Here is a 22714-nt window from a genome sequence, read left to right as displayed (position 1 = left end):
ATTTAATTATGTAAATATGTGTGATATATTATCCTTCTGCTCCTGCTGTCAAAAGCATTTCCACTATTTCGTTATAACCTCGCTCGCCGGCATAATACAATGCCGTCCGTTGAAGATTATCCGCAAGGTTCACGTTCGCCCCGTGTTCCACAAGCAGTGCGGCGAACTCGTTGTTTCCTTCTCTGGCTGCAAGGATAAGGGGTGTTTCCCCATTTTCATTCTGTGCATCCACTTGTGCATTGGTCGCTATCAATTTCCGGCCAATAAACTTGTTTTCCGACCAAACAGCAAAATGCAAGGGAGTATTCCCGTTCAAAAGGGCTTTATTCACTTCTGCACCGGCATCGATCAGTAAGTCTGCTATGATAAGGTTGCCTTTCATACAAGCAATAATCAGTGGCGTTTCTCCTGCATCGTTCGGCGCATTCAGCATATTGCCCGAAGTGGGAAGTAGCATACGGACTGTTTCTGATTGTCCGTTGAAAACCGCCTGATGCAGTGGCGTGTTTCCATGTCCGTCGGTTGTCTCTTTCACCGACAGACATGTCACCACTTCACGTAACCCGTGGGCTGTAGCGTAATCTATAGCTTTATGACCTGTATTGTCTGTTATTTCCGTGTCTGCACCTTGTTCTATCAGAAACAGTGCTGCATCGGTGCGCTTGTTGTCAAGGAGACAAATTAAAGGAGTACGTCCTTCCTTGTCTGTAGCATCCAAATCAGCTCCATATTGGATCAGTTTTCCTATTATTTCCTTGTTCCCACTTCTGGCAGTTGCATGTAAAGGAATTTCCGAAGAGTTATTGGCAATGGAAACATCCGCATCGTTGTCCAGTAGAATAGTCACAATGTCCCTAAATCCTTTCAGGCAAGCATAATACAACGGAGTATTACCCTCCGCATCCCGTTTATTTACATTGATGCCTCCTTTTTTAAGGAATATCTGTACAATGCTTTTCTGTCCGTTGCGGCACGCATTCAAAAAAGTCATGTTATTGTCCATACGATTATCAACTATATTTCAATAAAAATTTTACAAGAGTTTCATTGTTCTTTTCCGCTGCAATGTCCAAAGCCATTTTTCCCTCGTTGTTCACGGCGTTCACATCCGGAGTACCGAAGTCTGTCACAAGGGCAGCAGCTTCTTTCGCCCCCCTTATCGAGCTGGCTGCGATATAATGCAACAGGGTATTACCCCATTTGTCCTTGGCGTTTATATCTGCCCCGGCTTCAAGCAGGATTTCAAGTATCTCCGCATCTTCTTCTGTGCAGCTGCGTCCACCATATGGATATGATCGTGGGAAACCTGCGATACGGGGAATATTCCCGTTCCAGAAGCATCCTCCATAGAGGTTCATTGCCGGAGTCTGGCCTTGCATATTGGCGGCATTGACATCAGCCCCGTTCTTCACGAGATAACGGACAGCCCAATTCCCTAATTCACTCCCTGCTCTTCGGCAAGCAACGGATAATGCCGTGTTACCCTCTTTATCGGCTGGGGACTCTGGATTCCACCCGCACTCTGTCAGGCATTGGAGGAAATGCAAGCATTCCTCCTTATTTTCTGTGCAGCATTTTTTTTCATTCATCCATACGGCAAAAGCAGTCCGCTCTTCCGAGTCCTTGAAATTCGGATCAGCACCGCCCCTGAGCAACATTTCCGCTGCTGGGTAGTTATTCCATGACAAAGCGCATCCCAAGGGGGATTTGCCCTGAAAGTCGGATAGATTTTTATCCTCGCAAACGGTCTGAGTCTCTACACCGGAACGTAGCAGGGCATCCCATGCCGCTTCGTCCTTGTACCACAATGCCTGAAAGATGTCCAACCCTCCGGCAAGAGCGGCAAGCTCGTCCGTCTCGGGATCTTGCCCCGACAACAATGCTCCGATTTTTCGGGCACCGTTTTCTGAGGCTATGTCAAAAGGCATCTTTCCGCTGTCGTTCTTTTCCTCTGGGTCTATCTGCCCGTTTTCCAGAATCAGTCTTGCCGTGTGACAACACTGCTTGTCCACCTCCCGCAGGTTTTCCAATTCATCAACTGTCTCCTGTTTGGATTTTTCCGAGTACCACCGTTCAGAAAAGTCTGCTATCCGTCTTTCTGCACGCCTGATGTCGTCCGCGATGAGTCCGGCAGATAGACAGAGGGCGTGCAACACATTGTCACCGCCCGGACCGGTAGAATCGATACGGTTTCCCGATTCCAAGAGAATATCAGCCATCAGGAAGTGGCGGTTGCGTACCGCTTCTATCAAGGCGGTTGTATTCTTGCCTGACCGTGGCACTCTTGCCCCCTTGGAAAGCAGCAGTCCGGCAATATCGGCAAAGACGGCATCGTTCAGACAAGGGTTGCGTCTTGCCAGAACGCACAATGGTGTGTCGCCGTCATCATTTTTTACATTGACATCCATACCTCTGTCCAGCAGTATGCCTACTGCGGTTATGTCTGCAAAATAGCAGGCTGTATGCAGAGAAGTATTGTTTTTGTGGGTTTCGTCCCGGCTATCAAGCGGAACATCCCAATACGCATCGTGTAAATCGGACTCCTTAGCTCTGAATGCGTGCAGATTATATATCTCTTTACAAGTCATTGTTCACAATTTTTAAGATTAGTTCTTCAATATGCCGGTACTTGCCCCCCAGACGCCCGGAAATAGCCTTGACTTCACTATACAAATGCAATTTGAATGCGGTTTCTGCTTTTAAACGCAGCAGTTGCCTGTATGCCAAAGATACCGGAATACCTTGCGGCATGGGATAAAAAGGATGCCCTTCATCATAATCATAATGAAGGAATGCTTCGGGTAACTCTGCCATGCGGATAACATCCCCACCGGACATAAGCCGTTCCGCCTCACAAAGCAACCTGTAACATTCATCATGCCATTTTACCATGAAGCAACATAGTGCCTTGTTGTACAACAGCCTGAAATCCTTGTTCGGAATGCGGTTGAAACACAAATAAGCGGCTGGGAAAGCCTTGCAGGACAGAAGTGACATTCCGGCAGAGAACAGCTCTTCCGCTTCGCTGTCGGTTATCTTTGGTGTATTGACAAACAGTGTCATGGGCAAGCAGGATTATTGTTCTATCTCAACTTCACCGGCTTCATTAGTTTCAAACGGCACGGTGTAATAGTTCGTCCAAACGTGTCTTCCCCTGACCTCCTTTTGTTCGTCCTTTTTGATAAAATTGAGTTCGAACATCTGGCGCAATTGCCGATACTCCTTTTTTTTGTCATCACCCCATTTCTTCCAGTGATCTTCGTAATCTTTGGGGACGGGACGCATATACAGCATATATTTTTCTACCGATTTGAACTCATATTGTTCGCCTTCTTCCTGAAGGATTACCAATTCACCGCCACTGGCAATATTGTGCCGTATTTCCTCGGCATTCATTCCGTCAATCTCAATGGCTGTAGTATATTTATAAGAATTTGATGCGAATTTTCCTTTTCTCGGTTCTTCGGGTACAAATTCACCATCCGTATAATTAATGGTCAAATTATAGTCATTGTCCTTCTTGTCGATGTAATCTACGCTGATTTGGCTCAATACGTTTTCCAATTTGCGTTCTTGCCTATCTTCTTTCCATTCTATGCGGTAAATTTTACATTCGTTTATATCCACATGTTTTTTTACAAGTTCCTTTACTTTAGCTACACCTTCATCGGAAGCCATTGTACAATCATTTGCAGATGAACAGGAAGAGATAAAAATTGCTATGACCAATGTCATAAACAGGTTCTTCAATAATTTTGCATTCATAATTTTTCAAATTGTTTTTATTAATAAATAAGGAATTAATTAGCTGAATAAAGATCGAAATTCTTCGGAATGTCAAAGAATGTCATTATAAGCAGTAATACACCGCCAATAATCAAAATCGTGGAAAAGACTTCTGGAGAGAGGATGACTGCCCGCCTGATACGTAACCCAAAAGGATAAATCAAAGGTACGACGACCATACCTATCCCAAATGCCAAGTTTGACCATTGGTTTGTCAGTGCACTTTGAGGAGTGTAACTGAAAGTTTTATGCACACTCGTGAATTTTTCGGTTGTTTTTGTTGGTTCCATACTGTTTTATATTTTTAAAGTTGATGTAATCAGCGCATCTGTTATCAGGATATTCTCTGAAATACAAGAAATATTTTTTAATGCAGCTTTCGCTTCCGTTATGCTTCCACTTTCCACTTGTGAGGAGATCCATTTCTTAATTTTCGGGAATACGGTATATTCCGTGACTTCCCAATCAGGAACGCAGCTGCGGATCAATGTGTCAAACACGAAATCGCGAATGCCCTTCTTAGCCATTGTTTCGCAAAACCGCTTCATATTCAACTTTTCATAACCGAGAAGCACACAGCCCGAATACACGGAAAGCATGTCTGATGCCTTGACAGAGCCGTACTCACTACATTTTATCGCCGCCTCTGTCAGAGGTAGGAGCAGGCTCGTTTTTAGATAACGCACGCTCCTGCCCATAGAATACCCGGCTTCAAGAGCACGGACTACGTGAGAAAGGAAAATTTCGCAGGTTTCAGCTGACGTAAAGGCTTCCTCTGGCTGTTGGCCAAAGAATTTGTTCACAAGCCGATTCCTTTCCATGAACGCCGCCTGCATATTTTCAACCATCGCATCCCGATAATGTTGCCAAGTGTACTTTCGGTCTCGGCTATTGGCAAATGTGATTTCCATATACCCTTCCGATGCGGACGTCATTATTTCCAGTTCTCCGCTACGGATTGCCATGCCGGATTTTCGGTTCCACCTGATACCCTCCACTACAATTTCGCCGCAGAACACACCGGTCGGGGCAGGAAGGTTTCTAACAGATTCCTTGTTTTCCGTCACCCATAGATAGATGGCAGAAATGTTATAGGCGTTCTCTTCGTTCCGGACGGCAGACACCCCGGCATTGTCCCAGACGAGGAACCCCCGTTTGTCATACTGCACAGTCTTGCCTTTGTCATCCTGCATCGTCCGATGCGTGAATATGATTCTCTCTTTGCCGAAAATGTGTACCATAGCTGTATAGGATAAAGGCAGGGAAACCTGTCGCCCGTTGATCTTCAATAAGCCTTCTGTAATCTCTATACCTTCCGAACCCCGTGTGTCAGTGATTTCTGTCGCTCCGTCCTTGTTATTTCCCGCCGGACGTGTTTTTTTGGCAGGTGAATGGACGGACGAAGACTCGATAAACGGAGGTGCGAGCATCAGGCTGGTATCCTCCGACAAGGGAGGCAACTCATAGTCTGTATCGGGATAAGGATTCGGATAGTTGAGCCAATATCCCATTTTTCTCGGACGGCTTGTCGTGCATAGGAAATTCCAGAAATCTTCCGCTCTACATAGCACGTCATCCACATCGTCAAGGGTATTTACGATGATAGTACCGTCAGGCAACGCATGAAGGGACTTAAATAATTCATCCCCCAATACTCCGGGACGGAGGCGCATGACTTCGTTCGTCTTTCGGTTCCAGAGACTGGCATAGTCGGTACGGTTGCCGTTCAAATCGCTTTCCACCAGCACCCACTCTTTATGAAATTCACGCAGGTTGAACGAACCGTCTCCCGTATGGAGAGGGGCGATCCGGCATCTCTGTGTCGCCATGTCCAGATCGAGCAATCCCGATTCAAGCCATATCCCGCTGTTACCTCTTGCCGTGTATTGCCTCAGTAGTAGAATATGTGTCGTATTCGGCACAGGGATGCTGCCGTCACGGAATGTATCGTAGTCGGACATGGAGAATGGCATCATAGTATAGTTTCCCTTGTCGTCATATCGGATGATTCTTGACCGGCTGTATTCCCCCATGATGATATACAGCGTTCCCTTCCCGTCTGTACCGAAACTTGGGGCATACTTCATGCCTTCCGGCAGCATAATCCTGCTTACATACCTGACTCCCCGTTCCGTCATTGTATGGACAATGGCGCTATGGACATCGCCTAAACAGAGATAACGCCCGCACCATCGGAATTCATACCTTCCTTCAACGGACAAATCACACATGCGTGGCCATTTCTCCGTTTCCAACGGATTCTTTCCGCCAATAGGCATTTCTCCCCAAGAGGTTGAGTATAATGCGGCATAGAAGTCCAGTTCCTCTGAATATATGAAACTGTGAATTCTCTTCATTTTCAATTTTACCGGCTGAAGGGGTGTCATACGCAAATCCACAACGAATGTTCCCTGCCACTCATCCACGTTATCCGGTCTCCATTCCCCATAAGCGAAATAACCTGCAAAACCTCTTGTGATATAGGTAATTCCATCATCCGGCCACTCCATTCTTTCACGAGGCATCTGCTTGCGCAGCTTTATAGTTCTTGCCTTCATTCCGAAATCATAACGGGATTGTTTGAGTTGGCTGCAATACTGCCCGTATTTGCAGCATTTCTCCTCAAAGGCCGACATTTCCGCCTGTGGGAGCAATGCCAGCAAGTAAATCTCATCCCCGTCCAGATCATAGAGCGCATACCCGTATGCGGTCAGTTCCTGTCCCAAGGCTGCGATACCCATCTCGTGAGAAAAACAGGAATACTGTGTCGCAACTTCATCGAAACGCTTGTCTTTCAGTATGGGTATTCCTTCACACCATTTCTCCCTTATCTCATTCAGTGTATCACCTATATCTCCTTCGTTTTTGAGTATGCCGAGAGCTTGGTTACATATCTCTTCCATTTGGTCGTGCTCGTATGCCACCATCTCATTCCTTATCCACTCTTGTATTGCGTTCCTTGAAATCCCCTTCGAAGCATATATTCGGGTCGGGACTTTTGAAAACCGTATATCGAAACCTGACAGCCTGTGCATCAGGATAACAAGTTGTTCCGGCGTATAGTGTTCATCCATCATCAGCCATTCTCTATCGTGCAGGAGATAGCCGTCTTTTTCATTCCATTGTCCATGAATAGTATTGTCCCTGTTACTCACATGAATCCGAAAGCTCGTGAACCGTGTATAGTCGCCATAGACTGTTTGCGGCCCGAACAGCTCGACACTCAGGATGAACCATGCCTTCCTTTCCGCTTCATGCTCTGGCATGAAGAACATTTCTCCATTGGAAGTGAAATAGAATGAGATAGACCATTCAAAAATGTCAGGGTATGGGATGCCTGCCTTTGCCAGCCACTTTGTCGACTCAAGACCCGGAATTATTTTCTGATAGTAGTTGGCAAGCTCTTGGTTCAGTCTGTGCAGATGTTCCTGCTCTGGCAGAAGCAACAGAATACGGTACAGTACATGGAGATCTCCCGGTCCCTGTTCCATGAGGGTATGGGCAAGTTCCGACAGGCAGGCAATAGCACAAGCATCCGAGGACTGGGTGAGCAAGGCTACACAATACCAGAATTTTACAATGTCATAATTGTAAATTCCGGTTATGCGGTAATTCTCCTTTTCCGATGGAGTGGAAGGTATGCAGGAATACTCCTGAATGACATCTGCCACGATACGGACAAGCTCGCTGTCCTCCGTATAAATTTTCATCCGATCTGTTTCTTTCTTGTCCGTGGGGGCATGAATGTATGAAGCAAGGGCAGAATTTAGTCTCTTTATCTTGTCGGACAATACATTGTCGCATTCGGGAGGTACAGGTATATATATCATTTTATTACTACCTGTATGAAAAGGAATGACTTCCTTCATCGGATTTTCGTATATGGAAAGAACCATATCCAGATACCAGTTCCAGTACTCCCTGCGCTTTTCCGTGTCACCTTCATCCCCTTGGGCAAAAGGACTTCCACCGGAATAGGCTGCCGACCCGATGAAATCAGGACTCCAGCTTTCAGGATCGAAGTCACCATCATCTTCCCCACGATAATCTTCTATTTCCAGCATGTAAACCGTGTTATAATATACGGCATATCCGAGCATCACGATGGCCCAGTTCACAAACGTATCTGTCTCTGTAGGATTATTCTCCACATGAAGCCTCAGCTTTTCCGTTTCTTTCAGGATATCTTCAACAGACTCCTTCTTTCGGTACAGATAATCGTTTATCCGGGAAAGCAACTGCACATTGTCCTTATTCTGCCGTCCGATGAAAGAACAGGCTTTCTTACAGCACTCGCACAGGATTTTTTGCACAGAGAGTATATCGCCGATCTGTTTCATCAGATCGACCCGCAGGGATAGAGGTAAATGCCCTGTACTACTTTGATCGAGCTTCTCTTTCAGCCTTTTTATACTTTCTTTCATCATTTCTCTGTTTATTGAATGGGGTTGGTAATGATTGGGAAAGGAACATCGCTTAGGGGTTAACTTTCCTTGTTACCAATGAATTTACTTTTATATATGGTGTACTCTACTGTGTAAGTAGCCAGCTTCACGCCTAAGAACATACCTACAAGCAGTATATATGCTACAAAACAAAAATGATTATACAGGAGATCTGTTAAGAAGACAGGTATCAATAAGGCTATGATGGTAGCGTTCTGAAACCACTTCTGCACTTTCAATAATTGGTTAATGTATAAATGACTCCCTATGTAACTGAACCCCCATTTATAATTATGTCGTTTCAGGTAAGACAATGAAAACCACAGTCCTACAAGTGAAGCCATAAGGGCTACTCGCCACCATGCTCCCATGTATGGGAACATACCCTTTAAGAAGGTCAGCAAAACAATGCCTATTATGCTACATTCATATACTATCCTTACTTTTATTACATTATTCATATATATACGCTATTTGTTGGTAATGATTGGGTGAGAAACAGCGTTTAGCTGTTATCGCTACCTTGTCATAAACTTATCTTATTCCTTTCAATTCTTCTTTCATTCTTCCTTTTAGATGAAAGTAAGCCAGCACGCCCAAAACATTGAATAATGTAGTCTCATCTTCATCGCGCCCTAATGCCTTATAGAATTTTGCAACATTCTGATAAGCCATAATTAAAAAGATTAAATAGACAACAGCCAAAATTCCCCCACTAAATATAAGCGTACAAATGCCTATCAATGAATTTCTCTTGTATGCTTTGTATTGTTTTTCAGCTTCATCATAATCGTGGTTTGTTAAATAGCCAAATTGTTGCAGATCCTCTCTGTTCCAACCTCTCTCTCCTAATAAATTGATAGCATAATCACGAAGTTCATCATCATAGCCATAACGCTTATAATTTTTCACTACGTCTATTAGTTTGTCATTGTCAAACTTATTTAGAATGTCAAAATCTTCCATACAACTTTATTTTATTGGTGATAATGGTTGGAAAGGAGCATCGACCGGATACTGTCTTTCGTTGTAGAGATATTATTATCCTTTCCTGCTTGGGAACATGGAACAAAAGTTGCCTTTATAATTCGATTATTACAGTTAAATGGCACATAAGTTACCTTACTGTCAATACTTAACGTATCGCTTGATTGTTTCAAGTAGGAGTGTTCATTTCGTAATAAGACTTCCGCTCTTGAAAAGTCCACAGAACTGTATATCGGATAGAAACCGAAAAAACAAGTAGGTGTTATGTAAGCAATTTGACTTTTATAGTCAAAGAATAAAAAACGATTTCCGTCTGCCACATTATCATACACGGCAAAGCAATCAAATTTTCTTATTCCATTGATTGTATAGCTTTGCACGAAGTCTATACTACTATCATCTACCGCTTTCAACTCAAAAACAATATTCTTTTTACCTTGCTGATTAAAACATAGTCTATATTGAATTTCAAACTCTGTTTTTTCTGTTTCTATATAAAGGGTATCTTGTTCAGTCAAAGAATAATACTTTGCTGAATTTTGTTCCACATAGCCGTTTTTCGCTATAACATAGCTAAATGGGAAAAAGAATGAACAATACAATACAACTATTCTCATATCTGATATATTTAATAGTTCAGCAGGGAACGGCTTTTCCGTTATCCTGCTTCGTTAATAATTCTTTTCTTTTCAATAGATATGAAATGCCTATTGCCAAGAACAAATAAATAACAAGAATTTGGCTCGCCAACCATACAAAAATGAAATCATCAATATTGGGTGGAAGATATGCGTCATACGGGGAATATTTAAGTCCACTCCAATGTTCTTGCAATTCTTCTATTTTGAAATAGTAGGTATAAGACCATATATTGAAACACAATAGAATGGTTATCAAAATCGCTCTCAAGGCTATTTTATGCAAAACAATATCTAAGATTACAAACAATAACAATGCTACTTTTAACAAGAACGCTTGTAAAAATGGGGTGAAATCCATTGCTCCATTTGTATCTCTTATACAGATAGACCACCTTAAAATACCTACTATTATTCCGAATAGGAGAAAATAGACTGTATGATATATCTTATTTTTTATGTTCATCTTTAAGTTGTTATTAATGGTTAGAAAGGAGAATCGTTAGATGCTATCTTTCGTTGTTAGCAACCTATTTGAAATAATTAATCAATTTATTGTTATTAGGAATATTCCCAGTATGCCACAAATAGATTTGTGACTTTATTACCTTCAATTTTCCCATAAACATATATACAGCCAGCCATGAAAACGGAAATATCTTTCATGCAAATTTCGTTGATTTGAAAAATGAATCTATTTCCATCTTTAACCACTTTACTATCATTATCTAATCCCCATTGAATAGGCATTACGTTACCCCCAAATTTGATTGCACAATTTTTTCAGGCATATCTTTTTCTGTACCCATCTCGTATATTGAATAAATTTCATCTATTTCGGGGTGTTTATATCTATCACTTTTGCTTTGACTACTTAATTCATGTTCAACCAACAACAATTTACAATCGGGATATGTGTTATATTCCAATGCAACATCAAATTCCGGAGTGAAAATAGATATTTGCTTATTGGGACTTAAAGGATTTTGAAATGTTAGATAAAAATAGACATTGTCTTTTTTAGATAAATTCTTATCATCAAAGCAAGCTGGAGCATTTCCACCAACCCAACCAAAGCATTCTTTTTGGTATTCACCAATACCGTAATATATTGCATTTTCTCTTGTTTTAAGTATTCTTTCTATATCCATAATAACGATAATGATTTGATTGTTGTTAATGGGATAGCAGGGAACGGCTTGCCGTTACCCTGCTTCGTTAACATCATATTGTACGCATTATTCAGCTTCGTTTGGGTTACCGACCTGTCTTTTCTCTACGACCCGAACAAGCTGATATTTGTATATGCTACCGTCTGCTGGTGGATTTGCCAAAGTTGTCTTATTGACACGCAAATCGTATTCATAGCCTTTCTCATATTCGAAGCCCTGAATACCGCAGAATGCCAAAGGACGATATTCATCCTCTCCCTGCTCCTTGACGAGCATACATTCTATCGGAAATTCTCCTTCCGAATCAAATAAATCATACATAATTCCAGTTTCAGAAGAAACATACATCGTTACTTCTTTTGTGATGTCCTTTGGCTCATCTTCATTCATGCAAGCTGTCAGCCCGAATATTGTAACAAAGGCTATCAGCAGCGTTACTAAATAAATTTTCGTTCTCATACTTATTAGTGTTATTGATGTTAATGGGATAGCGTGGAACGCTGTAAGGCGTTATCACGCTTCGTTAGCAATATTTTTACTTCTAAATTCTTTTAATTTCTTTTCAATAAAAGCAAAGTCATTGATTGCTTTAATCCCGTCTTTTGCTCTATCGTATTTTTGTCGCCATTTTCTAATGCCATACAGATAAAACTTTAGTCCCTCTTCCGTTAAATCTCCATTTTTTATTTCAGTATTATCTGTAGGCTTTTCTCCTCTTTTTAGTATTTCTTTAGTGGTCAATCCTTTATCTTGTAAAAAACGGATGATATTTTCAAAAAAGATAATTTGCTCTGTTTTGAATTCATCAGTTAAGGGTGGTATAGACTTCATTTGAGTAAACCATCCTAATTTTGATATTATCTCGTCTTTATCCATATTTAAAATTTTATTGCTAATGGCTAAGCGTGGAACGCTGTAAGGCGTTATCACGCTTCGTTAGTAACTTATTTAATCTCCAGTAATTCTTATCTTAGATATATTTTGCTGATTTATACAATTCACTATTCGCTCAATCTCCTTACTATAAGGAGATTTTTTTCTAATTTCTTTTAGTTCCTCAATGAAAGAGGATATTTCTATACCTGAAAGTTGTATGTTCGTTTTATAGTAATCTTGTACACGGAATATAGTCCGAAATCGTCCTTTATCTAAATTTGCAAGATTGAACAACCAATAATGTAAGTCTTCGCTAATTTCAGACTTATTCATACATATTCCGTCATTGTTATAAATCAAAATATCTAAGCCCATACAAGAATTGCTAAATTGTTACTAATGTATTTATAAGAGCCTCGTTAGGTGTGTTCTACTTTGGTAAACAACACCCCATAGGTGCATTTTTTAATCTCTAATAGTTACATCTTGTGTCAATGCTTCTCTTATTCTTCGAATGTTGCGTTTGGCATAACCAAACGAGAATGGAGAAGTACGCTTGTTCAGGTCGTTCACACTATTAATCCATACCTGACTTTTATCGAACACGATGAATATCTGTTCTCCCCATGTCAGATGCCAAATGGCAGGATTGGTATGAGCCACAATACAATCGTCCCCGCAATGGTCAATGTCCCAGTCATAATAATCCGCCAGCTTGCATATCTTATCGTAAATCGCCTGTTTGTCTAATGTGGTTGGCGTGCTCTCGAAGTTCAGCTTGCGCCGCTGGTTCCGATAGGACAGATAAGCAAGTGGCACAAGCAGGATTCCAATCCATAAAAAAATGATAATGAACACCTCGCTTGCATAAAGTTTTACGCAAATAGTGGAAAAACTCAGCACGGAGAACAGCAGCAATGTATGGGATACGCCATAGTGGGTATATGCCCAGCTTGTGTTTAAAGGCAAAGTTCTATTTTCCAACACAAATTCGGCAAGCGCAGCTTCTTGCTCCTGACGATACCGATGTCTGCCGACAAGCCACCATATCAACTCAAACAATGCGAGTACAATCAATATTATAATAAGGAAGTCCGTTTCATCTATTTTGTTCTTCTTTGTCTTGACGGAATAGGGTATCCCGCCAAAAGTCAGTTCCTTGCAGGATACTTCATAGCCTTCACTGGAAAAGTAGTAGTTGTAAACATATTCCTCCTTGTCGTTAGAACCCGAATAGGAATTGCTTGTGGGTCGGGTTACTTTTCCGTTAATGGACAACAGCGGAGGATTCTGATCGGGACGGGCGTTGCAAGTCAGGCTGGCACGGTATTTTGCGTAATCGCCTTTCAATTGTTCCACCTTCAAATTGCACTTCAATTTGCTCACATCCACTTTGGAAGGATGTACGGTCACTTGGCATTCCGATGTGGTATATATCTGATTTCCTACTTTGACGGATGCGACAGGGAGTTGAATCTCACCGCTTTCCCTGAACCGTACAAAATAGTAGAAGCCGGTTTCATGGCTCTTGTGCCCCACGCCGTTTACAAGAGCATAACTCTCGCTTTTATGTGGCTTCGGACCACTTACTACCTCAATGCTATGGTTGAACACTGGAGAAGACACTAAATCAAATTGGGAATTGGCCAGTGCATACGTCAATTTCAGTACCTGCCCGACACGGAGACCTCCCAGCGTGTCCAACTGCACATGGAAATATACGGAGTCTGCTGTATTTGAAGCATATAAATGAACACCCGACAAAAATACATACATCCATATACAGAAGATTCGTATGCTCTTGATTGACATTCTTGTTATATCATTGACATCCGGCACTTTCAGGCGGTCAATGTTCCGTTCCTTGTGGCATTCAATGAAGTCGTTGGAATAGGCACGGTAGGTTTTCACGGTCGAGGAGCCGTAACGCTTTTGTTCCAGCAGTTCGAGGTAGCTTTTCGGCAGTGTGTATTCCCTTTTAGGTTTGGGATGCCGAACATAAACCCGGCTGTAATCAATGTAGGCGTAGGGAGAATAGCGGTCGTAGAAATCCGGCAAACTGAAAGTGACAGTCGCTATATAGGCAGATCCGTCGCCTGCCATTCGTATATCACTCTCTTGGGTAAGCAACAAGGCTATTGCCGGATCACCTGCATACTCTATCCGTATGTAGTGTTCACCGTCCCTTTTTTCCCTGTACAGGACGATGTTAGACCGTTGTTTTTTTACTTTGTCCATATCTATGGCAGTTGTTTCATGCCTCAAAGATAAAGCAAAGTATTTGAAATTTGAACGGTTGTTCAAAAAATATTTTTATCGAACCCTTTTAAAGATTGCTAAAAGGTTATCAGGCTTTCAGGAGCGAGTACAAATAATCGAATTTGTCTTTCAATTCTTCTACATTCAAACCGTTCAGGAATGATTGCTCGTAAGACAGCCCCAAGAATACCTGACGGAACAGCGAAGCACTCTTTTGCACGTCCGTATCTTGCTTTATTTCACCGTTTTCCTTGGCTTTCTGTATGACCTTTTTCCACAATTCATGTTCCTTTTGGAATGTATCCTCCATTTTTTTACGAGCTCCGGGGTAGTACATCCTCACTTGGGAAAGGAAATGAAAGTAGTAGAAGTTGGGGCAGCAGTCACTGTCATCCGCACAGCATTGCACCTGCGTGACAATACGGTTCATGGCTGTCTTCACGCCCTCCACATACTGGCCAATAAATTCCGCAAGGGTTCCTGCCGGTTCTGCAAACTTGTTGGCAGGTGTCTGCATCTGTATGGCGTACTTGTCCGCTACTGCCATGAACAGGTCGAGTTTGTGGGGGAAATAATATACTACCCCTGTCTTTACGACTCCGCAGGCTTTCGCCAGCGTGCTGATACTTGCTTTCTCGTAGTTCATCCTCAAAAACACCTTGAATGCCTTGTCTATTACTTCTTCTCGGTTGGTAATCATATCGGGTTATCCTCTTTTATGTTTCTTTTTGCGAAGATACGCTTTTTATCTTGAATTTTTTGCATCGGAAGGTCATTCTTTCTTGCCGGCAGGCCACTTCACGCCACCCCGTAGCCACTCATTCCCCATTCCTCTCTTTCCCTTTGCGTCATAGTCTCTTACCTCTACTTTCGTGCCGCAATTAACTGGATTGTATCACAACTAAATTCTTTTATTTTATGGACAAAAAACTGAAAGACCTGAAAGACGAGGTATTGGTGGTGACCAACGCCGCCGAAGGCAACACCCCGCATGTAGTGGAGGGTATCGAACCTGAAGGGGGACTCAAGACCAGACCGCTGGCAGGGGTAAAGCCCTCGGATCAGTTCATGCGGATAGACCGTAACGAATCACTCATCGAAGCGTTCTTTTCCAACATGAAACGACAGTTCGAGCGACCGTCCGACTTCCGTTTCTATCACCTTCCGATGGACTTGCTGGTCTCCGCCAAAGAGCTTGTCGGCTTGTTCAAGCAGCCCGAAAGCAATGCTGCCTTATTGGACGAATATCGCCTTGATACGGAACAGTTCACACAGAACCGGCAGCAGAAACAACAGCAGTCCGATGGGAGCGGAACGGAGCAATCCACCCGTTGGAGCATGGAACAGGTGGACTGGCAACAACTGGAGCGCATGGGGGTAACACCCGAAACGTTAGGTGAACTGGGTGTCAGGCGGTTGCTTAATGGCAACGAATCCGCCGTACTTACTCTGAAAACCGTTTTCGAGGGGATTGAGTTTGAAACTCCGGCCTGCATCCGGCTGACGGAGAATCCCGACGGCACGCTTCGGAACAACATCGAGTGTTGCAAGCGTTATCCGGAGCTGGATACACCGTATTTTAATGTAGAATTCACCCCCGAAGTGAAACAGAACCTACAGGAAAAAGGCAATGCGGGGTGCGTGGTGGAACTCGAACTGGCCGAGGGCGTGCGTGAGCCATGTCTGGTATCGCTCAATCCCAAGACTAACCAGCTCCACCATGTACCGGTCAGCGGGATAACCCTTCCGGCAGAGGTAAACGGCACGGCGTTGACCGACGAGCAGAGAAAACGCATCGCAAACGGCGAGTCTGTCCTTGTCGAGAACATGTGGTCGGAGAAAAAGCAACGCCACTACGACGCACGCTTGCAGTTCAATGTCTGCAAGGGTGGATTCGACTATGACTTCAAGGGAATCGCCCGCAGGCAGGGGCAGACCGCTGCCCAAGGACAGGAGCAGAACCGGCAGCAGGAGCGTGAGCTGGTAATCCCCACACGGCTGAAAGGGAAAGATCTTACAGAAGAGCAGCGGGCATCACTGGCGCAAGGCAAGGCGACTTACATCAAGGGCATGACCGACAACGAGGGGAACTTGTTCAGTGCTTTCGTTCGTGTCAACCACGAGCGGGCGAAGTTGGATTTCTTCAAATGGAATCCGGACAAGAGCAAGAAACAGGAACAATCCCAGCAAACAACCGTCCGTCAGGACGGCGCGAAACCGGCAAACACCGTCAGCCGGAACCGCCCTGTACAGAAAGCCGATAAGAAAGGGGTATCTATTTAACCATCACATGAACTATACAATATTATATATATGAAAGTTATCATTGCTGAAAAGCCCAGTGTGGCACAGGGCATAGCGTCCATAGTGGGCGCACGCCAATGGAAAGACGGGTATCTAATGGGGGACGGGTATGCCGTGACATGGGCATTCGGGCATCTGGTCGGGCTTGCCATGCCCGAATGCTACGGCTTCTCCGGCTTCCACCGGGAACATCTGCCCATATTGCCACAGGAGTTCAAACTTATTCCCCGTCAAGTGCGGGAGGGCAAGGTTTATAAGGATGATCCCGGCGTCGTCAGGCAGTTGGGAGTGATCCGGGAGCTGTTCGACAGGTGCGAATCCATCATTGTCGCCACTGACGCAGGTCGTGAGGGTGAATTGATCTTCCGTTACGTGTACAACTATCTCGGTTGTACCAAACCCTTTGCTCGTTTGTGGATCTCTTCGCTTACCGACAAGGCCATCCGTGAGGGGTTGCAGAATCTCAGGGAGGGAAGTCTTTATGACAACCTTTACCTCTCTGCCAAAGCCCGCAGCGAGGCGGACTGGCTCGTGGGCATCAACAGCTCTCAGGCTCTCAGCCTTGCCGCCGGACAGGGGGTGTTTTCGTTAGGACGGGTACAGACACCCACATTGGCGATGATCTGCTCTCGCTACTGGGAGAACAAACAGTTCAAGCCCCGGACCTATTTTCGGATAAAGGTTTCGACAGCTAAAGACGGAATCGACTTTTCCGCATGGTCACAAGACCGCTTCGATGACCTCGGCTCAGCCACCGCCAAGTTCCGTGAGGTGGAGAACGACGGTAAGCTCGTTGTCACTTCTGTGGAGTGCAGGGAGGCTGTTCAGGAACCGCCATTGCTCTATGACCTGACCGCCTTGCAGAAAGAGGCTAACAGCAAGCTGGATTTCTCCGCAGACAAGACGCTCACGCTTGCGCAAAGCCTATATGAAAAGAAGGTACTAAGTTATCCACGTACCGGCAGCCGTTATATATCCGAAGATGTTTTTGAGGAAATCCCCTCACGCATAACGCTCTTGCAACAATATCCACGCTTCGCCGCCATCGCATCCGTTCTACGGGACACACCGCTCAACCGTCGGTCGGTTGATGATGCCAAAGTCACCGACCACCATGCGCTGCTCATCACCGAAAACCTGCCTGAAGGGTTGTCGAAAGACGAGCAGGCTATCTACGAAATGGTGGCCGCACGCCTGCTCGAAGCCTTCTTCCCGCATTGCGTCAAGGAAATGACCGAAGTGACCTTGTCCGCAGGCGGTGGGATATTCACCCTCAAAGGGACGGTCATCAAGTCTGCCGGCTGGCGTGCCGTGCGTGGCGAGCCGGAAGAAGAGGGGGAAGAGACCACGTTGCCGGGGCTGCAAACAGGTGAAACCCTGCCATTGCTCGCTTCTGAAACGGTGGAGAAGCAGACCAAGCCCAAACCGTTGCATACCGAGAGTTCCCTGCTTTCCGCTATGGAGCATTGCGGCAAAGAGATCAGCGATGAACAGTTGCGTGCCGGAATCCGGGAGGTCGGTATCGGCACTCCGGCTACCCGTGCAGCCGTCATCGAGACATTGTTTGCCCGTGGCTATGTACGCCGGGATAAGAAAAATCTGGTGCCTACCGAAAAAGGGCTGGCGGTTTACGATACGGTAAAGGACAAGAAGATTGCCGATGTTGAAATGACAGCGACGTGGGAGAACACCCTCGCCCGGATAGAAACCGGAGAGGTCGCTGCCCTCTCTTTCCACCGGGATATAGAGGTCTACACCGCACAGATCGTGACCGAGCTGCTGGCCACCACCCTCAATGTGACTCCTTCAGGGGAACAATGTACCTGTCCCAAGTGTCGAAAATGCCGCATCCTGTTCTTTGATAAGGTCGCCAAATGTGCCGATGTCGATTGCAACTTCACCCTGTTTCGCAACAAGGGTGGCAAGATACTGACCGATAAGCAGATCGTTGAGCTGGTGACCAAAGGCCGTACCTCTCTTGTCAAAGGCTTCAAGAATCGTGAGGGCAAGAGCTTCGACGCCGCACTGGTGCTTAATCCTGACTTTACCGTAGGCTATTCCTTTCCGGACAGGAAACCGCAGGAAAAGAAAGGTGGCAGGAAGAAATAAACCGAATTGTATCACTTAATAATCCGATAATTATATGAATCAGAATAAATCCAACGTGCCGATGTCCGTAGCGGAAGAGCCGGATGAATTATCTTATTACCGTCTTACCCTGTTGTCTTTCCTGCGTGAATCGCATCCGGATTTGGCGGATGACGAGTCTTTCGTCGCCACCCGTAGTAACCATGCCGCCGAAGCCTTCAGCGCAGCCGTCCATTCCGGCCTGACCTACGACGATGCGGCACAGCAAGCGAACGACCTGCTTTTTCAAGGGTTGCATTTCTCACCTTTGGATACGCTGATCACCGTCCTCTGGAACGAGTTCGCCGCCGAAATCCCCGAAGGTAATGCACGCAACGTGGCCTTGCAGTTGCTGCCCGAATGCCGGAAGGTCTTCTCCGGCTATACGCTCTCGGATGATTTCATGTTCAGCCCAGAGTTCGATCGGCTGTATGACGAACTGACCGACACGGTTGCAATCTGGTTGGAAGAGAATGGCTTATAATAAAAAGGCGCATCTCAGGGACAATATAGAGGCAATCCGGCTGATGTTCCGTTTGGAGAAGGAACAGCGTACCGCCACCCCGGAGGAAGCGGGCATACTCGCCGCCTACTCCGGGTTCGGAGGGATCAAGGCGGTTCTTTCTCCTTTCGGGAAACTCACCGACATACTCCGCTGGACACAGGCCGACCGTGAGCTGTTCCCCCTGATTACGGAACTTCACAACGTCCTGCGTGATGGAGCCGCTGACGAACGTGAGTACAAGCGGTTGGTGGAAAGCGTGAAGGCATCTACCTTCACCGCTTTCTACACGCCGCCGGCCATTATCGACGCCATTGCTTCTTCTTTGGGCGAACACGGGGTATCGCCCGGCCGTTTCCTCGATCCTTCATCGGGAACCGGCAATTTTGTTTCAGCCTTCCAACCGCAATGCTACTCCGCATCCGGCAACTCGCCGGAAATGGTCACCTATGAAAAGGATTTGCTGACCGGCCGCATCCTTTCCCGGCTTCACCCCGAAGCGCAGGTCAACATCAAGGGCTTCGAGGAACTTCCCCCGCACCGCAACGACTATTTCGATGTGGTGAGCAGCAACATCCCTTTCGGTGACATACGTATTTTCGATCCCTCCTTCGACAACGGTACGGCCAGACGTTTTGCGCTGAACACACTGCACAACTATTTCTTTGTCAAAGGGCTGGACGCTGTCCGTGAGGGAGGTATCCTTGCTTTCATCACCTCGCAGGGGGTGATGAACTCCGCTATGGCTCATCCCATAAGGCAATACCTGATGAACCGGTCCCGGCTGCTCTCGGCTGTCCGCCTGCCCAACAACCTCTTTACTGACTATGCCGGTACGGAGGTGGGCAGCGATCTGATCCTTTTACAGAAGGATACGCTTTCCCAAAGGGAGTACACCCCGCTTGAACACGCTTTCGTGGAAGTCGGCACGCAGGATGACGGGACGACACAAAACGAGTATTTCGAGCGTACCGCCGCTATTGTGCATACACGTGGGCATGTCGGTACCGATCCCTACGGTAAGCCGGCACGCATCTACCTGCATGACGGGGGCATGGAGGCCATCGCCGCCGACATGAAGTATTTCCTTGACCGCAATCTCTCGGAACAGCTCGACTTGGACTTGTATCTCCGACATTCACCCATACAGGAATTACGTGATTTGGCGAACCTTCCGGCAGAAACCATGCGGCAACGCGTCGCACAAGTGCGGGAACTCAGTCAATCGGCGAACATGGACGGGCATTCCTCTTCCATGAATCAACAGACGGTACAGGTGGATCTTCGGGCTGTCACGCCGGAGCAACCACCAGCAGGTGCTCGGCAAACCTCCGAAAAGCCCACACCGGAGCCGGTCATGTCCCTATACGACCTTTTCGGCTTCACCCAAGAGGAACATTCACAAGTCAGGAAAAGGAAAACAAGGCGCAAGAAGGAGGACTCCGGGCAGCTGTCCCTTTTCGATATGCCTCCGTTGGAACAAGATTCCACCATACAGACCGCCCCGGCTGAACCGGCTCCCCAAGAAAAAGAACGGCAGGAGCAGGAACGACTGAAACAGGAACGTCGCCGGCAGGAGGAAGAAGCCGCCCGACAGGAACGCATGAAGCCCCGTCCTTATCCGGCCGGTCTGCTGGAGCATCACCGTAACGGCTCCCTTGTGTATGACGACGGACAGATAGGTTACCTTTCCACCGTCGGCGAGGGCGCACCGGTATTCAACCCGTTGGAACTGCCCGAACGCCAACGTCGCCGTGCATCGCTCTACATCGAGATACGTGACACCTACCATCATCTGTACGAGAACGAGGCCGCTACTCATACCGGGAATCCGGCGTTGCGCACCATGCTCAACACCCTTTACGATGATTTCATCCGTCAGTTCGGCAACCTGAACGACAAGAAGAACATCGACCTGTTCCGTATGGATGCGGGTAACCGTGAAATCTTGTCACTGGAGCGTTACATCGACGGCCAAGCGGTCAAGGCGGACATCTTCGACCATCCCGTTTCGTACAACATCAACGAGATCACCCATACCGACGACGTACACGAGGCACTTACCGCCTCACTCAACAAATACGGCAACGTGGACATGGCGTACATGGAGTCCCTGACCGATAAATCGCAATCTGACCTGTTGGAGGAACTGCGTGGACGGATATTTTACAATCCCCTCTCGAAGAACTACGAGATTGCCGACCGTTTTATTTCCGGCAATGTCATGGCCAAGGCTGAACATATCGAGGAATATTTGCAGTCGCATCCCGATAACGGCGAGGCACGTATTTCTCTCGAAGCCCTGCGGCAGTCGCTTCCCACGCCCATACCTTTCGAGGATCTGGACTTCAATTTCGGTGAGCGTTGGATACCGGCGGGAGTGTACAGCCGCTACGCCTCATGGCTGTTCGACACGGATGTGTCCGTCCGCTATACCGCCAGCAGCGACGAATACAGCATCAAGGCCGACATGACCTCCCCACGCATCATGAACCAGTATTCGGTGCGTTCGGAAAGCCGCATCTTCAACGGCATCGCCCTCATGCGCCATGCCATCCACAATACCACGCCCAACATCACCAAGACCGTATTGGACAAGACGGGCAAGGAAATGAAGATACGTGACCCGGAGATTACCTTGCTTGCCAACAGCAAGATTGACGAGATCCGTAACGGCTTCTCCGACTGGCTCATGGAACAGTCGCCGGAGTTCAAGCGGAAAATGGCGGACATGTACAACCGCAAGTTCAACTGTTTCGTCCGTCCCAAGTACGACGGCTCGCACCAGAACTTTCCCGACCTCGACCTCAAGGGGCTGGGCATTCCTGACCTGTATCCCAGCCAGAAGGACTGCATCTGGATGCTCAAACAGAACGGAGGGGGGATCGCTGATCACGAGGTGGGAGGCGGCAAGACGCTCATCATGTGCTGTGCCGCCTACGAGATGAAACGTCTGGGATTGGCGAACAAGCCCCTTATCACCGGCCTGAAAGCGAATATCCACGAGATCGCCCAGACCTTTGCCACCGCCTACCCGAACGCCAAGGTGCTCTATCCCGGCAAGGAGGATTTCACGCCGGAACGCCGTGTCGAGATTTTCCACCGGATGAAGAACAACGACTGGGATGCCATCATCCTCTCGCACGAGCAGTTCGGCATGATACCGCAATCCCCTGAAATCCAGCGTGACATCTTGCAGCAAGAGCTGGACAGCGTGGAGGAGAACCTCGAAGTCCTCTACCAGCAGGGGGAGGAAGTGAGCAACGCACAGATCAAGGGCATGGAGAAGCGCAAGATGAACCTTGAGGTCAAGTTGAAGGAGCTGCTTCACGAGATCGAGACCCGCAAGGATGACGTGGCGGACTTCAAGCGCATGGGCATCGACCACCTCTTTGTCGATGAATCGCATTATCAGAACTTTTATGAGTTTCCTATTAAATCACTCAATTATTTAGTAATCATTTGTTTTGATCTGTAAACAGTTCTGATTATATTCCGTCATAATTGTAGAATAACTTTTAAACAAGATGCGATTATGGAAATATTTAATCTGAATGAAAAAGTCGAGGGGCTTGTTTCTTATTTACAAGAAACCGGTTATTCAGCCATGTACATAGG

At 46.2% G+C, this 22714-nt stretch carries 17 protein-coding genes and 3 pseudogenes; 4 read left to right on the top strand and 16 right to left on the bottom strand.

The genetic code is table 11. The features are described from left to right. Positions 1 to 28 precede the first annotated feature (28 nt). The 16 genes and pseudogenes from NSB03_RS08955 to NSB03_RS08880 all read right to left on the bottom strand — a co-directional run bounded on the left by NSB03_RS08955 (position 29) and on the right by NSB03_RS08880 (position 14863). Entirely contained in the window at positions 29 to 1003 is a 975-nt protein-coding gene (locus NSB03_RS08955) for an ankyrin repeat domain-containing protein (RefSeq protein ID WP_024986794.1), read from the bottom strand. A 7-nt stretch (positions 1004 to 1010) separates the two neighbouring features. After that, positions 1011 to 2588, bottom strand: a complete 1578-nt coding sequence (locus NSB03_RS08950; RefSeq protein ID WP_024986793.1) for an ankyrin repeat domain-containing protein — start codon at positions 2586 to 2588, stop codon at positions 1011 to 1013. After that, positions 2578 to 3063 carry a hypothetical protein gene (locus NSB03_RS08945; protein ID WP_024986792.1) on the bottom strand — a complete coding sequence of 162 codons (486 nt, stop codon included), beginning with the start codon at positions 3061 to 3063 and terminating at the stop codon, positions 2578 to 2580. Before NSB03_RS08945 ends, NSB03_RS08950 begins: the two co-directional genes overlap by 11 nt. Positions 3064 to 3075: 12 nt before the next feature. Continuing rightward, positions 3076 to 3765, bottom strand: a complete 690-nt coding sequence (locus tag NSB03_RS08940) for a hypothetical protein (RefSeq protein WP_036617838.1) — start codon at positions 3763 to 3765, stop codon at positions 3076 to 3078. Between the two features lie 35 nt (positions 3766 to 3800). Further along, complete coding sequence (locus NSB03_RS08935) at positions 3801 to 4076, bottom strand: hypothetical protein (RefSeq protein ID WP_230319812.1); 276 nt, start codon at positions 4074 to 4076, stop codon at positions 3801 to 3803. 6 nt (positions 4077 to 4082) lie between these two features. Continuing rightward, positions 4083 to 8213 (bottom strand): Imm5 family immunity protein, encoded by a 4131-nt coding sequence (locus NSB03_RS08930; RefSeq protein WP_257466340.1) that lies wholly within the window; start codon positions 8211 to 8213, stop codon positions 4083 to 4085. 56 nt (positions 8214 to 8269) lie between these two features. Then, positions 8270 to 8692: a hypothetical protein gene (locus tag NSB03_RS08925; RefSeq protein ID WP_024986789.1), complete on the bottom strand. Its 423-nt coding sequence runs from the start codon at positions 8690 to 8692 to the stop codon at positions 8270 to 8272. A 73-nt stretch (positions 8693 to 8765) separates the two neighbouring features. Beyond that, on the bottom strand, positions 8766 to 9197 hold the full coding sequence (locus NSB03_RS08920; RefSeq protein WP_024986788.1) for a hypothetical protein: 432 nt from the start codon (positions 9195 to 9197) through the stop codon (positions 8766 to 8768). A gap of 11 nt (positions 9198 to 9208) precedes the next feature. Next, positions 9209 to 9835 (bottom strand): hypothetical protein, encoded by a 627-nt coding sequence (locus NSB03_RS08915; RefSeq protein WP_024986787.1) that lies wholly within the window; start codon positions 9833 to 9835, stop codon positions 9209 to 9211. A 582-nt stretch (positions 9836 to 10417) separates the two neighbouring features. Continuing rightward, positions 10418 to 11007 (bottom strand): annotated as a pseudogene (locus tag NSB03_RS08910) (hypothetical protein). An 87-nt stretch (positions 11008 to 11094) separates the two neighbouring features. After that, positions 11095 to 11487 carry a DUF4377 domain-containing protein gene (locus NSB03_RS08905; protein ID WP_024986785.1) on the bottom strand — a complete coding sequence of 131 codons (393 nt, stop codon included), beginning with the start codon at positions 11485 to 11487 and terminating at the stop codon, positions 11095 to 11097. Positions 11488 to 11541: 54 nt separating this feature from the next. Beyond that, positions 11542 to 11904 carry a hypothetical protein gene (locus tag NSB03_RS08900; RefSeq protein ID WP_024986784.1) on the bottom strand — a complete coding sequence of 121 codons (363 nt, stop codon included), beginning with the start codon at positions 11902 to 11904 and terminating at the stop codon, positions 11542 to 11544. A 72-nt stretch (positions 11905 to 11976) separates the two neighbouring features. After that, on the bottom strand, positions 11977 to 12279 hold the full coding sequence (locus tag NSB03_RS08895; RefSeq protein ID WP_024986783.1) for a hypothetical protein: 303 nt from the start codon (positions 12277 to 12279) through the stop codon (positions 11977 to 11979). A gap of 90 nt (positions 12280 to 12369) precedes the next feature. Continuing rightward, complete coding sequence (locus tag NSB03_RS08890; RefSeq protein WP_228767254.1) at positions 12370 to 13680, bottom strand: BatD family protein; 1311 nt, start codon at positions 13678 to 13680, stop codon at positions 12370 to 12372. 48 nt (positions 13681 to 13728) lie between these two features. Continuing rightward, positions 13729 to 14142 (bottom strand): annotated as a pseudogene (locus NSB03_RS08885) (recombinase); the annotation flags it as partial. A gap of 109 nt (positions 14143 to 14251) precedes the next feature. Further along, complete coding sequence (locus NSB03_RS08880; RefSeq protein WP_024986781.1) at positions 14252 to 14863, bottom strand: TetR/AcrR family transcriptional regulator; 612 nt, start codon at positions 14861 to 14863, stop codon at positions 14252 to 14254. Between the two features lie 218 nt (positions 14864 to 15081). On the opposite strand from NSB03_RS08880, the gene NSB03_RS08875 reads away from it, so the two are divergent. From NSB03_RS08875 to NSB03_RS08860, 4 genes and pseudogenes are all read left to right on the top strand, one after another. Beyond that, a complete protein-coding gene (locus NSB03_RS08875; protein ID WP_024986780.1) occupies positions 15082 to 16446 on the top strand; it encodes a DUF3945 domain-containing protein in 1365 nt (454 codons plus the stop codon). Between the two features lie 30 nt (positions 16447 to 16476). Further along, positions 16477 to 18576: a type IA DNA topoisomerase gene (locus NSB03_RS08870; RefSeq protein WP_036651035.1), complete on the top strand. Its 2100-nt coding sequence runs from the start codon at positions 16477 to 16479 to the stop codon at positions 18574 to 18576. A gap of 34 nt (positions 18577 to 18610) precedes the next feature. Further along, positions 18611 to 19078, top strand: coding sequence for a DUF1896 domain-containing protein (locus tag NSB03_RS08865; protein WP_024986779.1), 468 nt, complete (start codon positions 18611 to 18613; stop codon positions 19076 to 19078). Continuing rightward, positions 19068 to 22505 (top strand): annotated as a pseudogene (locus NSB03_RS08860) (helicase-like domain-containing protein); the annotation flags it as partial. The gene NSB03_RS08865 and the pseudogene NSB03_RS08860, both read left to right, overlap by 11 nt. Positions 22506 to 22714: the final 209 nt, after the last annotated feature.

Source organism: Bacteroides acidifaciens, assembly GCF_024623065.1.
GTDB classification, from domain to species: Bacteria; Bacteroidota; Bacteroidia; order Bacteroidales; family Bacteroidaceae; genus Bacteroides; species Bacteroides acidifaciens.
This window is presented reverse-complemented; position numbering and strand designations above follow the sequence as displayed.